Origin of the sequence: Brenneria roseae subsp. americana (assembly GCF_003115815.1) — a bacterium.
Lineage (GTDB): Bacteria > Pseudomonadota > Gammaproteobacteria > Enterobacterales > Enterobacteriaceae > Brenneria > Brenneria roseae.
Genome location: NZ_QDKJ01000005.1, coordinates 207,482 through 221,791, shown reverse-complemented (window position 1 = coordinate 221,791; position 14,310 = coordinate 207,482). Strand labels below are relative to the sequence as shown.

At 55.4% G+C, this 14,310-nt stretch carries 12 protein-coding genes; 9 read left to right on the top strand and 3 right to left on the bottom strand.

The annotated features are described in order from the left end of the window. Positions 1-13: 13 nt before the first annotated feature. The 4 genes from B4923_RS08420 (at position 14) to ubiI (ending at position 4,463) form a co-directional block, all read left to right on the top strand. Positions 14-598, top strand: coding sequence for a YecA/YgfB family protein (locus tag B4923_RS08420; RefSeq protein ID WP_109053903.1), 585 nt, complete (start codon positions 14-16; stop codon positions 596-598). A 61-nt stretch (positions 599-659) separates the two neighbouring features. Then, on the top strand, positions 660-1,979 hold the full coding sequence (gene pepP, locus B4923_RS08415) for a Xaa-Pro aminopeptidase (protein WP_109053902.1): 1,320 nt from the start codon (positions 660-662) through the stop codon (positions 1,977-1,979). A 55-nt stretch (positions 1,980-2,034) separates the two neighbouring features. Beyond that, positions 2,035-3,213, top strand: coding sequence for a 2-octaprenyl-6-methoxyphenyl hydroxylase (gene ubiH / locus B4923_RS08410; RefSeq protein WP_109053901.1), 1,179 nt, complete (start codon positions 2,035-2,037; stop codon positions 3,211-3,213). 38 nt (positions 3,214-3,251) lie between these two features. Beyond that, positions 3,252-4,463, top strand: coding sequence for an FAD-dependent 2-octaprenylphenol hydroxylase (gene ubiI / locus B4923_RS08405; protein ID WP_109053900.1), 1,212 nt, complete (start codon positions 3,252-3,254; stop codon positions 4,461-4,463). 47 nt (positions 4,464-4,510) lie between these two features. Here ubiI and B4923_RS08400 read toward each other — a convergent pair whose 3' ends face one another. Beyond that, positions 4,511-5,548: an NADP-dependent oxidoreductase gene (locus B4923_RS08400; protein ID WP_109053899.1), complete on the bottom strand. Its 1,038-nt coding sequence runs from the start codon at positions 5,546-5,548 to the stop codon at positions 4,511-4,513. Between the two features lie 849 nt (positions 5,549-6,397). Here B4923_RS08400 and B4923_RS08395 point away from each other — a divergent pair. The 5 genes from B4923_RS08395 to B4923_RS08375 all read left to right on the top strand — a co-directional run bounded on the left by B4923_RS08395 (position 6,398) and on the right by B4923_RS08375 (position 12,175). After that, positions 6,398-6,940 (top strand): YagU family protein, encoded by a 543-nt coding sequence (locus B4923_RS08395; protein ID WP_109053898.1) that lies wholly within the window; start codon positions 6,398-6,400, stop codon positions 6,938-6,940. A gap of 392 nt (positions 6,941-7,332) precedes the next feature. Further along, on the top strand, positions 7,333-8,721 hold the full coding sequence (locus B4923_RS08390; protein ID WP_425428599.1) for an ABC transporter substrate-binding protein: 1,389 nt from the start codon (positions 7,333-7,335) through the stop codon (positions 8,719-8,721). Beyond that, positions 8,699-9,661: an ABC transporter permease gene (locus B4923_RS08385; protein ID WP_109053897.1), complete on the top strand. Its 963-nt coding sequence runs from the start codon at positions 8,699-8,701 to the stop codon at positions 9,659-9,661. The genes B4923_RS08390 and B4923_RS08385 overlap by 23 nt, the downstream gene beginning before the upstream one ends. Beyond that, complete coding sequence (locus tag B4923_RS08380; protein WP_109053896.1) at positions 9,651-10,514, top strand: ABC transporter permease; 864 nt, start codon at positions 9,651-9,653, stop codon at positions 10,512-10,514. Before B4923_RS08385 ends, B4923_RS08380 begins: the two co-directional genes overlap by 11 nt. Next, complete coding sequence (locus B4923_RS08375; RefSeq protein WP_109053895.1) at positions 10,511-12,175, top strand: dipeptide ABC transporter ATP-binding protein; 1,665 nt, start codon at positions 10,511-10,513, stop codon at positions 12,173-12,175. The genes B4923_RS08380 and B4923_RS08375 overlap by 4 nt, the downstream gene beginning before the upstream one ends. A gap of 6 nt (positions 12,176-12,181) precedes the next feature. On the opposite strand, the gene B4923_RS08370 is transcribed toward B4923_RS08375, so the two are convergent. Both B4923_RS08370 and rhaS read right to left on the bottom strand, forming a co-directional pair. Then, on the bottom strand, positions 12,182-13,036 hold the full coding sequence (locus tag B4923_RS08370; RefSeq protein ID WP_109053894.1) for a helix-turn-helix domain-containing protein: 855 nt from the start codon (positions 13,034-13,036) through the stop codon (positions 12,182-12,184). 21 nt (positions 13,037-13,057) lie between these two features. Continuing rightward, complete coding sequence (gene rhaS, locus B4923_RS08365; RefSeq protein WP_109053893.1) at positions 13,058-13,894, bottom strand: HTH-type transcriptional activator RhaS; 837 nt, start codon at positions 13,892-13,894, stop codon at positions 13,058-13,060. Positions 13,895-14,310: the final 416 nt, after the last annotated feature.

Below are 14,310 nucleotides of genomic sequence, written 5' to 3'. Positions count from 1 at the left end.
ATGACGAATCCACATGTCTATAGAGAATACGTTTCCAGGCTACGAAGCCCTTGACCAATTGCTCCACCAGCAGCAAATCGCCCTGACCGCCGCGGAAATGCATGGCCTCATCAGCGGTATGCTGTGTGGCGGCAACCATGATGACAGCTGGCGAACGTTGGTTTTTGAACTGACAAACGAAGGGATGGCCTTTCCGCAAACGCTGTCTCAGCCGCTCCAGCATCTGTATCAGGTAACGCGTGAAACGCTCGAAGATGAAGGTTTCATGTTCCAGCTGTTCCTGCCTGACGAGAACAACGAATCGGTCACGGTATTCGACCGGGCCGATGCGCTGGCCGGCTGGGTAAACCATTTTTTGCTGGGATTGGGCGTGGTTCAACCCCGCCTGAACAAAGCCGATGGTGAGTTGAAAGAAGCGATTAACGATTTACGCAACATCGCTCAACTGGGCTATGACGAAGATGAAGATCAGGAAGAACTGGAACAATCACTTGAAGAAGTGATTGAATATGTTCGGGTATCGGCCATTTTGTGTCATAACGAATTTACCAGCCCACAGATTGTTGCGCCGGAGCAGAAAAAACCGACGCTGCATTAATCCGCTGCAATACCGGAACCGGTAGCGCAGAGCTGTACGGAATATTTTTCAGGAGCAGGTGATGAACCCACAAGAGTTCCTTCGTCGTCGTCAGACACTGCTGGAGAAAATGGCGCCGGCCAGCGCCGCAATCTTTTTTGCGGCGCCCGAGACGGCGCGCAATGCAGACAGTGATTATCCTTATCGTCAGAACAGCGATTTTTGGTATTTCACCGGATTTAACGAGCCGGAAGCAGCGCTGTTGTTGGTTAAAAGCGACGAAAAACATCACCATAGCGTGTTATTCAATCGCGTGCGCGATCTGACGGCTGAAATCTGGTTTGGCCGTCGTCTGGGCCAGGAAGCCGCTCCCGCCAAACTGGGCGTCGATCGGGCGCTGCCGTTTAATGAAATTGACGCACAGCTGCACCTGCTGCTCAACGGTCTGGATGTGATTTATCACGCGCAGGGGCAATACGACTACGCCGACAAACTGCTCTTTTCCGCATTGGAAACGTTGCGCAGCGGCGCCCGCAAGGGCTTTGTCGCCCCGCCGACAATCACCGACTGGCGTCCGTGGGTACATGAAATGCGGCTGTTCAAATCACAGGCGGAAATTGACGTGATGCGCCGCGCGGGTGAAATCACCGCGCTGGCCCACGCACGCGCCATGCAGCAATGCCGTCCCGGCATGTTTGAATACCAGCTTGAGGGCGAAATTCATCATGAATTTACCCGCCACGGCGCACGCTACCCCTCTTACAACACCATTGTCGGCAGCGGCGACAACGCCTGCATCCTGCACTACACCGAAAACGAATCTCAAATGCGCGATGGCGATTTGGTGCTGATCGACGCCGGATGCGAATACCGCAGCTATGCCGGGGATATTACCCGCACCTTCCCGGTCAACGGCAAGTTTACCGAACCGCAACGCGCGATTTACGACATTGTGCTGCGCTCGCAACTCAAGGCGCTGGAGCTGTTCGCCCCCGGCCGCAGCATCCGGGACGTCAATGATGAAGTGGTGCGCATTATGGTGAGCGGGCTGGTCAAGCTGGGTATCCTGAAAGGTGAGGTCGATGTGTTAATCGCCGAACAGGCGCACCGTCAGTTCTTTATGCACGGGCTCAGCCACTGGCTGGGGCTGGACGTACACGATGTCGGTGATTACGGTTCCACCGATCGCGGCCGCCCGCTCGAACCCGGCATGGTGCTAACGGTGGAACCCGGCCTGTATATCGCGCCGAATGCCAAAGTGCCTCAGCAATATCGGGGAATCGGGGTTCGTATTGAAGATGACATCCTGATCACCGAGACCGGCAACGAAAACCTGACGTCCAGCGTGGTGAAAGACGCCGACGAAATTGAAGCGCTCATGGCACAAGAGCCTTCTGCATAGCAGTCGCCAGAAATACGAGCCTATCCCAACAGGCTCTGAGCATCGGGATAAAAACATGACGGTAATGATTGTCGGCGGAGGCATGGCGGGCGCAACACTGGCGCTGGCAATATCCACGCTTTCACAAGGGAAAGTTCCCGTTGATCTGATCGAAGCAAAATCTCCGCTCGAACGGCAGCACCCGGGATTTGATGCCAGAGCGATTGCCCTGTCGGAAGGCACCAGCCAGCAACTGGAAACCATCGGCATCTGGCAGACGCTGGCGGGCTGCGCTACCGCGATAACCGACATTCACGTCAGCGATCGCGGACATGCCTGCTTTGTTAACCTGAAAGCCTCGGACTATCACGTGCCGGCGCTGGGCCACGTTGTCGAACTGCACGAAGCGGGACAGCGGCTGTTCTCCTTGTTGAAACAGGTGCCCGGCGTGCGTCTGCATTGTCCGGCAAAAGTCGTCGCCGTTGCCCGTACGCAAAGCGAGGCGACGCTGACGCTGGATAACGGTACGGTACTGGCCGGACAGCTGATGGTGGCGGCCGACGGCTCCCACTCGATGCTGGCTGAAGCCTGCGGTGTGCAGTGGCAACAGCGGGACTATGATCAAATCGCCGTTATCGCCAACGTGACGACGGCCGAGGCGCATCAAGGCCGTGCGTTTGAGCGCTTTACGCCACACGGACCGTTGGCGATGTTACCCATGAGCAATGGCCGCAGTTCGCTGGTCTGGTGTCATGCCCGCAGCCAGCAGACGCTGGTTGATAACTGGCGTGAAGACGAATTCCGTCAGCAGTTACAGCGGGCGTTTGGCTGGCGTCTGGGCGCGATCGCCCACATCGGAGAACGCCACAGCTATCCTTTACGATTACTGACCGCCAGCCAGCATATCGGCCATCGGCTGGCGCTGGTGGGCAATGCGGCTCAGACATTGCATCCGATCGCCGGGCAAGGATTTAATCTGGGCCTGCGGGATGTGATGTCGCTGGCGGAAACCGTGGTTGAAGCCATGCAACATCATCTGGACCCGGGCCATTACCGCGTACTCAGCCGCTACCAGCAGCGTCGCCAACCCGATCAGCAAACGACAGTGGCGATTACCGACGGACTGGTCAGGCTGTTTGCCAACCGCTATACCGCATTGGAAATTGGCCGTAATCTGGGGCTCATGGCCATGAATAATCTGCCGTTGATGCGTGATGCGCTGGCCCGCCGCACACTTGGCTGGGTTGAGCGTTAATCACGTTCTCCGGCAGGACATAACAGGAAAATACGTGTATGCAATCATTCGACGTGGTTATTGCCGGTGGCGGCATGGTTGGTCTGGCGCTCGCCTGCGGTTTGCAAGGCAGCGGCCTGCGCATTGCCATCCTTGAAAAACAGCCGGTTGAAGTACGATCGCCCGAAAACGCGCATGCATTGCGTGTCTCCGCCATCAACGCGGCCAGCGAGAGCCTGCTTCGTCATCTTGGCGTCTGGGAAAGCCTCGTTGCACAACGCGTCAGTCCCTATAACGCCATGGAAGTCTGGGATAAAGACAGCTTTGGTCACATCAGCTTCAACGGCGAAGAGTTCGGTTTTTCACACCTCGGCCATATTATCGAAAATCCGGTCATTCAGCAGACGCTGTGGCAGAAGGCCAGTCAATCCGGCGACATTACGCTGCTGGCGCCGGCGGTGTTGAAACAGGTCGCCTGGGGCGAAAACGAAGCCTTTATCACGTTGCAGGATGACAGCATGCTGACCGCGCGTCTGGTTGTCGGCGCTGACGGCGCACACTCCTGGCTACGCCAGCACGCAGATATTCCGCTGACCTTCTGGGATTACGGCCATCACGCGCTGGTCGCCAGCATTCGCACCGAATCCCCGCACCACGCCGTAGCGCGTCAGGTGTTTCACGGCGACGGCATTCTGGCGTTTTTGCCGCTGAGCGATCCGCATCTCAGTTCGATTGTCTGGTCGCTCTCGCCGCAACAGGCTCAGGCCGTGCAGGCATTACCTGAAGACGAGTTTAACCAGCAGTTGTCGATAGCCTTCGATATGCGTCTGGGATTATGCAAGCTCGAAAGTGAACGGCAAACGTTCCCCCTGATGGGACGTTATGCCCGCAGTTTCGCGGCGCACCGTCTGGTGCTGGTCGGCGACGCGGCTCACACCATTCATCCTCTGGCCGGTCAGGGCGTGAATCTTGGCTTTATGGACGTGGCGGACCTGATTGCGGAACTGAAACGGCTTCAGACGCAGGGCAAAGACATCGGCCAGCATCTGTATCTCAGACGCTATGAACGCAAGCGCAAACACCGCGCCGCCGTCATGCTCGCCAGCATGCAAGGGTTCCGCGAACTGTTCGATGGCGACAATCCGGCCAAAAAGCTGCTGCGCGATGTGGGCCTGATGCTGGCGGACAAGCTGCCCGGCATTAAACCGACGCTGGTGCGTCAGGCAATGGGGTTGCATGATTTGCCGGCGTGGCTGAGTGACGGTAAGTAAGCCGTCACTCAATATGAGTTCGCCGCACATGCGGCGAGAGCTGAGCGTTACGAATCATCCCCGACTCTCACCAGCAGCTTGCCAAAATTGTGTCCTTGCAACAGGCCGATAAACGCCTCCGGCGCGTTTTCCAGACCATCGACAAGATGTTCCCGATATTTGATTTTCCCTTCTGCCACCCACGGGGAAACCGCCTGCTGGAACTCATCAAAACGATGGCCGTAATCATCAAAAATGATGAATCCCTGCATCCGAATGCGCTTTTTCAAAATGGTCCCGGTCAACAATGGCAGACGGTCGGGGCCATCGGGTAATCCAGTCGCATTGTAGTTGGAGATCAGTCCACAGACCGGAATACGCGCGGACGTATTCAATAACGGCAATACCGCATCGAATACCTTTCCACCGACGTTTTCAAAATAAATATCAATCCCTTTCGGGCAGGCTTGCTGCAACTGCTCAGCAAAATCCGTCGCGTGATGATCGAGGCAGATATCAAATCCCAGGACCTCGACCGCATGGCGGCATTTCTCCGCGCCCCCCGCGACGCCAACGACATGACACCCCTTCAGTTTGCCAATCTGCCCGACCGTGGCGCCTACCGGCCCCGTTGCCGCCGCCACCACCAGCGTTTCACCCGCTTTAGGCTGCCCGATATCCATCAGTCCCATATAGGCGGTGAACCCAGGCATACCCAGAACCCCCAACGCATAGGACGGATTAGACGGGGATTGCCCCAGATTTTTTAACCCCTTGCCGTCGGAAACGGCATAATCCTGCCAGCCGCTATAGGCCAGGACCCAGTCACCAACCTGATAATCCGGGTGTTTTGACTCCACGACTCTGCTGACGGTCGTTCCGACCATCACCTCATCCAGCTCCACCGGTTTGGCATAAGATGGCGCATCGCTCATGCGACCACGCATATAAGGATCAAGAGAAAGAAACACCGAGCGCAGCAGCACGCCGCCTTCCTTAACCTCGGGAATAGCCTGCTGCTCCAGACGGAAATTATCTTGCGTAGGCGCACCGTGCGGACGCTGCGCTAACACGATGCGACGATTGTACCGATCGGTCTGTGACATAAAATTCTCCTTTTAGGGCTGCCTCGACTACTATTCAGAATATCATCATAGTTCATGGGCAGGCAGATGAAGCCGCTCTCCGTGCGACAATAGCGTCAGAGCCCAATCGGATTCGGCAATGGCCAAGAAATATCACGGCCAATACGTCGGCGACCTGAAAGATAATGGTGACATCAATTTAATTCTATTAGCTTAATAATTGTTTTCTTCAGTTATCATATTAAAAAATAGCGATTCATCGCTTCACTTAAAAAGTGAATTTACATAAATATACAATTGGAAATATTTAATAACGATTACAACGCCAACTGATATCACGATATTTACCCTAACGTTAACAGGGTATATCCAATAAATTTCCAGTTATAGAAAACAGCAATGCATGAACCCTCCGTTGCTGACTAAAATAAACCTCCGGGGCAATGTTAACGTAGTCAACAGCCTGTAATCTGAAAGATGAAGGGAGAGCCCTCAATATAAAAATCGATTGTGATGACCAATGGGTGTATCATCCTTTTCGAATCAAGGTTTAACCTGATTGGTTAATGATTATTTTTCGATATTTTTTTCGTAACCAAGCTGTCAATTCCCTGTCACATCCGCGGCTTGTCTGTTGGTGCGACTGAGTACATATTTTATGTAAGCCTTGTATTCGCCATAGAGGTACCTTTTATTCGCGCATTAGCATAATGCCGAATTTTATTCCTCAAAAATTGGAATGTTCTATACCTGACTGATTTCAGGATCCTGAAAGTTGATAACTGAATGTCGTTTCGACAGGGAAACATGCGCAGAAAACCAACGATTCAGCATCATGAAAGGTGATGGGTTTATTTAGGAGAAAATAACATGCAGTTACGTACGACGAAGGAAAAAATCCAGATAGCAATATTAGTTGGGATAATTGCCGGTATTATTTGTGCGCTCGCCAAGTTTGGCTGGGAAATTCCATTCCCGCCCCGAACTCCAGCCCGCGACCTCACCAATCCGCCGCAAGAATTACTGCAACAGCTGGGCATGTCGTTTGAAATGTCCCATATTACGTATTTATTTAATGGCAACCCAAGACCTATCATGAGCTTTATCATGCACTTTGGTTTTTCCATTACCTTTGCCGTACTGTACTGCGTGGTGGCCGAGTTTTACCCCAAAATCAAACTCTGGCAGGGGGCATTTTACGGTCTGGTTCTCCATGTCGTCTTCCACATTATCCTGCTTCCGCTGTTTGGCACCGTGCCAGCTCCGTGGGATCAACCGTTTGCAGAGCACTTCTCCGAGCTTTTCGGACACATGTTCTGCTTCTGGCTGGTTGAAATTGCCCGCCGTGACTTGCGCAACCGCATTACTCATGCGCCAGATGCGGAAGTGCCCCTTTCGGAAGCGACCCGCTAAATAACGCCAGACGATCGCACGAAGCCTTGTGTGACACATAGAAACAGGGAATGAGGGACACCTCTTCCCTTTTTTTCAGGCTGTGTTTCCCCCTCATTCGATATGACGTTATCTACGTTAGCCCTCCGACGGTACGGCGGATATCTCTTTTCCCTCCTCTCTGTCATTGACCGATGATGTTTTTATATATTTTCTGGCATTAAAAATAACTTTTTATACTTTTACACCCTCCTCTCTGCTCACTACAGTGGCAACGATATTGACAGGACAACCCCGCCGCCCTCTAAGGAATCAGAGAATGGAAAAAAAATCACCCGCACGGCCGTTATCACGGCCTGAATTACTGACTGTCGGATTACTCTCGCTGCTTTTTACACTGAATCCACTTGCGCATGGCGCGGAAAACACGGAAAAACCGGTGGCTGGCGGAACGCTGGGAAATCAACGACGACAATACGTCCTATACCTTCCATCTGCGCAAGGACGTCACCTTCAGCGACGGCACCAAACTGGATGCCGAAGCGGTAAAATTCAATCTTGAACGCATTCTCGATCCGAAAACCACCTCCAGCTACGCCAAATCGCTGTTAGGGCCGATCGACGCCATCACCACGCCCGATGCGTACACGGTCGTGATTCACTATTCCTCATCGTTTGCACCGTTGTTACAAGGGTTGAGCCTGCCTTATCTCGGCATCCAGTCGCCGACCTATCTGAAAAACACGCCGAATACCAGCAACACCGTGGTCGGTTCCGGGCCATTTATTCTGGATTCCTTTGTCAAAGGCAGCGGCAGCAGACTGAGCAAACGCGCAGATTACAACTGGGGGCCCGGTTACGCGAAACATACCGGTCCGGCTTATCTGGACGGGATTACCTTTAAATATCTGCCGGAGGCCTCCGTCAGGCTGGGCGCGCTGACCAGCAACCAGGTTCAGGCCATTGACGCCGTGCCACCCGCTAATTATCCCTCGGTGAAAAAGAATCCGCGTCTGGATGTGCTCACCTATGAAAACCCTGGCGTCAACCGCGTGTTGTACTTCAACACCACCAAAGGACCGTTCCAGGACGTCAAGGTTCGTCAGGCGTTCCAGAGCGCCGCGGATACCGCGACGGCGGTGAAAGTGTCCTATTTCGGCACGCTGAAAGCGGCGGATAACGTCGTCGGTCCGGCCACCCTTTATTACGACCCCACGGTGAAGTCCCACTGGGGATTTGATCTGCAAAAAGCCAATCAGCTACTGGACACCGCAGGCTGGAACAATAAGGACGGCGAAGGCTACCGGACCAAAGACGGTAAGCGTCTGACCGTGACTTTTGTCTACGCCACAACGAACGTGGAAGCCGCTGACGTCACGTTGTTCCAGGCGATTCAGTATCAGGTCAAACAGGCCGGGATTGATCTGAAGCTCGATCCAACGGATGCAGGCGGGTTTACCAGCCGCACCAACGGCAATGAATACGATATAGCGTCCAACTTCTTCGTCCGCGCCGAACCGGATATCCTGCGCACGGTGTTCGATTCCGCCTATGCTCCGCCCAACGGCAACAACTTCACGCGGATCAGCGTGCTGGATGAGAAGTTGAGAAAGGCGGTAGGCGCCAGCGATGCCGAACGTAAACAGCTGTATACCGATATTCAGCATGAAATTATCGATCAGGCCTATGTCCTCCCCGTCTATATTCCGGCTTATCAGCTTGGTTTGTCGAAACAGGTGCAGGGCATAAGCTGGGCGACCAACGCTAAACCGAATTTCTATGATGTCTGGATTAAACGTTAATCTGGCGGGATACGCTAAACGTCTGTTAACCATTCTGGCTGTGCTCTGGGGCGCAGCCACGTTGACGTTTATTGCCGTCAAACTCATCCCCGGCGATCCTATCGCCATTCTCAGCGGCGGCGACAACGTGGTTGACGACGCTTACCGCGCCGTACTGACCCGGCAATTCGGCCTCGATCAACCGCTGTGGATGCAGTATCTGCGTTATTGTGCTCAGGCATTGCAGGGGGATTTCGGCATCAGCTACCAGTATCGGCAGCCGGTGCTGTCAGTCATTGCCGATGCCATGCGCGAAACGCTGCCGCTGGCGCTCGGCGGACTGACGCTGGCGCTGGTGCTGGCCATATCCAGCGCGCTCATCACCGCCGGGCGCTACCACCGGCTGCGGCGGCTGATCTCCTGGCTGGAGTTGACGCTGCTCAGCACGCCGGTGTACTGGATCGGGATTGTTCTGCTGAGCATATTCAGTTTTCAACTACAGTGGTTTCCCGTCACCGGCAATGACGGCCCTATCTCACTGGTGCTGCCCATCATTACCCTCAGCCTGCCGATAGCCGCGCTGCTCAGTCAGGTACTGCGCGACGGGCTGGAGGAAGCCTTATCCCAGCCGTTCGCTCTGACGGTACGTACCCGCGGCGTCAGCGAAACGATACTGCGGATTCGCCACGGTCTGCGCCATGCCGCGCTGGCGGCGTCAACGCTGACCGGGACGCTGCTGGCCGGCGTGCTGGCCGGTTCCGTGTTAACTGAAACGGTCTTTGGCCGCGCCGGTATTGGACAAATCACACTGCACGCGATAGAAACCCGCGATATGCCACTGGTGCTCGGCGTCGTCATGCTGTCGGCTCTGCTGTTTGTGGTGATCAACCTGTTGGTGGATGCTTTGTATCTGATTGTCGATCCCCGTTTGCGCAAGAAGGCGAACGCCCATGAGCAGTGAACCTATGATACTTCCCCGCGCCCCGCGTTCTGGCTATCGAAATCCCTGGCTGGCCGCCTCGACGCTGTTACCCGCAGCGATCGTCTTCCTGCTGGTGCTGGCCGTCTTTTTTCCGTCCCTGTTTACCAGCCGCACGATTGATGAAATGGATCTTGGCGCGATCCTGCAACCGCCGAGCGGCGAGCACTGGTTCGGTACCGATACGCTGGGACGCGATATCTATGCCCGGGTGATCCACGGCACCTCGCTATCGCTGAGTATTGGCGCAGGCGCCATGCTGATTGCCTGTCTCGGAGGCGTGCTATTCGGCACGCTTTCCGTGCTGGCGCCGGCGCCGATACGTCAGATACTGGTGCGTCTGCTGGATATCATGCTGGCCTTTCCCGATCTGCTGCTGGCGCTGCTGGTCATTGCCGTATTGGGACGCGGCCCGGAAAATACCTTGCTTGCCGTCGGGCTGGCGGGGATCGCCAGCTATGCCCGGTTGGTGCGTTCACAGGTCTTACAGGTCAGGCTTTCCGGCTATGTGACCCATGCCATCGCGCTGGGTGAGCACCCGCTGTACATCATCGTGCGGCATATTATCCCCAACACGCTGCGTCCGCTGCTGATCGTCGCCACTATCGGCGTTGGACACGCCATCCTGTCGGCCTCCGCGCTGAGCTTTCTCGGATTGGGCGTCGTACCGCCCATCGCGGAGTGGGGAGCGCTGCTGGCCGATGGACGTAATTTTCTCGATATCGCGCCGTGGATCAGTCTGTTTCCGGCTACCGTCGTCGCCCTCTCCGTTATTTCAATTACGTTGCTGGGGCGGCGTTTACAAACCATTCTGGCAAAAGGCAACGCCTCATGACGCAGCAAGTGTCCCACGCAACCCACTCGTCGCTGCTGAATGTGGAAGGATTAAGCGTCAGCTTTCCCAGTGAACAGGGACCGATTGAGTCGGTAAAAAACCTTTCTTTTCAGGTCAATGCCGGTGAGATTCTGGCGCTGGTCGGTGAATCAGGCTCGGGCAAGTCGGTGACGGCGCGCGCGCTGGTTGGTTTGGCCGGAGAACGGGCGAACGTCACGGCCAATGCCATCTCGCTGACGCGCCACGATGGCAGTCACTGCGATCTCCGTTTTCTGACCTATCGCGACTGGCGGCACATTCGCGGCAGGGAAATCGGTTTTATTTTACAGGACGCGCTGGTCTCTCTCGATCCGTTACGCAAAATCGGTCAGGAAGTGGCGGAGCCGATTCTTACTCATCAGCTACTCCCGCGCACTCAGGTTCCTGACCGCGTGGCGGCACTGCTGCAACAGGCGGGCATTCCCGATCCGGCCAATCGTGCCGCCCAATATCCGCATGAGCTATCCGGCGGGTTGCGCCAGCGAGTCCTGATTGCCTCGGCACTGGCTGCTGGCCCACGTCTGCTGATTGCCGATGAGCCCACCACCGCGCTGGACGCCACGGTGCAAAAACAGGTACTGAAGGTGTTTACCGAACTGGCGCAGGCAGGGCACGGGGTACTGCTGATCACTCACGATCTGGGAGTGGTGGCGGAGGTGGCGGATCGCGTTATCGTGATGCAAAAAGGCCGTCTGGTGGAAAGCGGTAGCGCCCGCCAAGTGCTGAACGCCCCCGAACATCCCTATACCCGGCGTCTGCTGGCCGCCATTCCCACCGCTGCCACACGCGGCAACTGGCTGTCCGGCGAGAACCCACTCAACACCCATACCGCGTCATTGATTGCCTCCACCGCCACCGACGATATTGCGCTACAGGTCGATCGGGTTTCCGTTGCGTTTACCCGTCCCGACGGCAGCGCAATGAACGCGGTCAATCAGGTTTCCCTTCAGGTCAGGCGCGGCGAAACGCTTGGCATCGTGGGTGAATCAGGCTCTGGTAAAACGACGTTGGGAAAAGTCATTCTTGCCTTGCAAAAACCCGACAGCGGCGCGGTATGGCTGGCCGAGCATCCCTGGAGCGCACTCGAAGAACGTGAACGTCGTCCACTACGCGCCCGGATTCAGACCATCACGCAGGATCCGCTGGGTTCATTTGATCCGCAGTTTACCATTGAGCAAATTCTCCGCCAGCCATTGCGTCTGCGCCGCGATCTCAGCGCGGCGCAACAGCAGCAGCGCATTTTGACCCTGCTGGAACAAGTCGGCCTGACGCCAGACCTGCTGTCGCGCCGTCCGCATACGCTATCCGGCGGTCAGCGTCAGCGCATCTCGATTGCCCAGGCGCTGGCCTCTGAGCCTGACATTATCATCTGTGACGAACCCGTTTCCGCGCTGGATGTCACCACGCAGGCACAGGTGCTGGATCTGCTGGTCGCGTTGCAGCGTCAACTGCGGCTGACCATGCTGTTCATTTCCCATGATTTGGGCGTGGTTCAGCATATGAGCCACCGAATTGCGGTGATGAAAGAAGGGGAAATCGTAGAAACCGGCCCGGTGGAGCAAATCTTCAGTCAGCCACAACATCCCTATACGCAGCTGCTGCTCTCGACGGTGGTAAAATAAAGGCGCTCAGTCAACCTGCTGAAAACGCTGCCGATAGGTGCTGGGCGAGACGCCAAATGCCTGATGGAAGACCACGGAAAAATAGTTGCTGTCGTCAAAGCCGCACTGGGCGGCCACTTCGCCGATGGTGTGCTGGTTATAGCGCAGAAGTTCCATCGCTTTGCACAACCGCAACTGACGCAGATATTGTGGTACGCTCATCCCGGTCTGTTCTTTAAAGCGCGCCCGCAAACCGCGCACGCTGACCCCATTCTGTTCGCAGAAAGCGTCAAAACGAAAAGGGGTGGCGATACTGGCGCGCAGGGCATTCATCAGTAAATCCAACTGGTGAGCATCAGCCAGCTGCGGATTGTTCGGCAAGTGACGGTAGCGCATCGCCAGCAGGGCAATCTGCAATAACAAAACCTCACTCAATTGCAGCGACAACGCATCCGATTTCATACACTCCTGCGACAGCGCATCGACCTTATCTCGAATGGTGTCCATCCCCTGAGAACCCAGACACCAGTAGCGCTCACTCTGCGGCTCATCGCCTCCGGGCAATAATGCCGACCAGTCCGCCGATAACGTCAACCGCTCGCGGATATAGATAATGTTATCCAGCGCCAGATCGTGCACAGACTCGTAGCTGTGCCGATCGCTGGCAGAGACATAAAACATATCGCCGCGCGTGATGCGATAGGGCACATCATTCCAGAGATGCAGACCATTTCCGCGCCAGACGATGACCAGCTCATCGAAATCATGATGATGCAGAGGAAACACGGGCTGCGGATGCCGTTCAGCAACCATCACACTATTTTTGTCGGTAAGGAAATAGTCTTCAGTCTGTAACTTCAAACCACGTCGATTTGTCACCATCCCCCACCCGCCTGCCGTTAACTATTCCTCATAACACGCCTGATGGCGTAACGATTTAGGAGCCAGGGAAAATGCCTTGCGGAATTGCGTCGAGAAATGATTACTGTCGCTGAATCCACAGGCATGCGCAATGGTGGTGATCGAATCATCACTTTGCTGCAACCGCCGACGCGCCTCCAGTAATCTTAACCGATTCAGATAACGTTGTGGTGTCATACCGGTATGTTGTTTCAACTGACGATGCAGCGTTCTCAGCGGTAACGAGAACTGTTCGGCCAACGCCCCCCAGTTGATCTCTTCACTGTAGTTGTTCTGTAACCAGCCCAGCAGGGCCTGTATGCCCTGACGCTGACAGTCGCTGCCCTGCGTCTGGAAACACCGTTGACGCAGCAGCACCAGTATTTGTAAAAACAGGCTTTCGCTGGCGGCGATATCTTCCGGCGTCGCGCTTTGCGCCAGATCGGCCAGATGACCGAGGCTTTGCTTTAACTGCTGCATCCCCGCCGTGTTAACCTGCCATTGCCCTTGCCATTCACCATTCGGGCCGTAGGGCAAAAAGGTCGCAATATCAGAGAGAAAGCGAAAGCCACGCGGCGAACGATACAGCACGTTGGTCAGGCATAATCCTTCCACGTTTTCAAACAGGTGCCGATCGTTATCACGCACGAAAAACACCGTACCACTGCTCAGGGCATAAGGCTGATCGTTAAAGACATGTACGCCAGCGCCCTGCTCCACCAGCACGATCTCCCAGAAATCGTGATAGTGTTCGGGAAACGCCACCTGCGGCGTACGGGGCTCCACTGCCACCGTCACCGCCCGTGAAGCAAAAAAGTCATCACCACGAAGCAACGTCATTTTGATTCTCCACTTAACCCGCTCGCGGAGCGGTTATCGCGGCGGTCAGGTGCGCAATACACCACACGCTGCCCGCCGGGGAAATGAGGGTCTGGATAGCATGGTAGCCATAAGCGCGTGGAATGACCTTCAAATACCGTCGTCTGCGATGGCATTGTGGTGTCATTTTTTCAAGATCCTGCGACCAATTCACTGAAGTGTGGATAGGATCACACCCGCTTTTTATGGCGAACCATCCCTGCGGGCCGTCGCAGACGGCGTTTTTTTACACGTCACCACCTCGTACAAATGCCGTAAAGCACCCGATGAATCCTCCCAACTGTGAACCATTTCACAGTCAGCTTGACTATTTTGCCAGTCGCCGATGTCACATGGCACTCACCGGAAGGTCGCTACGCCAACGAATCCTTACACTG

Excerpts from the sequence above, each read along its gene's own strand:
- B4923_RS08395 (WP_109053898.1), top strand. The coding sequence starts at position 6,398 with ATGCAGTTACGTACGACGAAGGAAAAAATCCAGATAGCAATATTAGTT.
- ubiH (WP_109053901.1), top strand. The coding sequence starts at position 2,035 with ATGACGGTAATGATTGTCGGCGGAGGCATGGCGGGCGCAACACTGGCG.
- B4923_RS08385 (WP_109053897.1), top strand. The coding sequence starts at position 8,699 with ATGATGTCTGGATTAAACGTTAATCTGGCGGGATACGCTAAACGTCTG.
- B4923_RS08390 (WP_425428599.1), top strand. The coding sequence starts at position 7,333 with ATGGCGCGGAAAACACGGAAAAACCGGTGGCTGGCGGAACGCTGGGAA.
- pepP (WP_109053902.1), top strand. The coding sequence starts at position 660 with ATGAACCCACAAGAGTTCCTTCGTCGTCGTCAGACACTGCTGGAGAAA.
- B4923_RS08370 (WP_109053894.1), bottom strand. The coding sequence starts at position 13,036 with ATGGTGACAAATCGACGTGGTTTGAAGTTACAGACTGAAGACTATTTC.
- ubiI (WP_109053900.1), top strand. The coding sequence starts at position 3,252 with ATGCAATCATTCGACGTGGTTATTGCCGGTGGCGGCATGGTTGGTCTG.
- rhaS (WP_109053893.1), bottom strand. The coding sequence starts at position 13,894 with ATGACGTTGCTTCGTGGTGATGACTTTTTTGCTTCACGGGCGGTGACG.
- B4923_RS08400 (WP_109053899.1), bottom strand. The coding sequence starts at position 5,548 with ATGTCACAGACCGATCGGTACAATCGTCGCATCGTGTTAGCGCAGCGT.
- B4923_RS08380 (WP_109053896.1), top strand. The coding sequence starts at position 9,651 with ATGAGCAGTGAACCTATGATACTTCCCCGCGCCCCGCGTTCTGGCTAT.
- B4923_RS08375 (WP_109053895.1), top strand. The coding sequence starts at position 10,511 with ATGACGCAGCAAGTGTCCCACGCAACCCACTCGTCGCTGCTGAATGTG.
- B4923_RS08420 (WP_109053903.1), top strand. The coding sequence starts at position 14 with ATGTCTATAGAGAATACGTTTCCAGGCTACGAAGCCCTTGACCAATTG.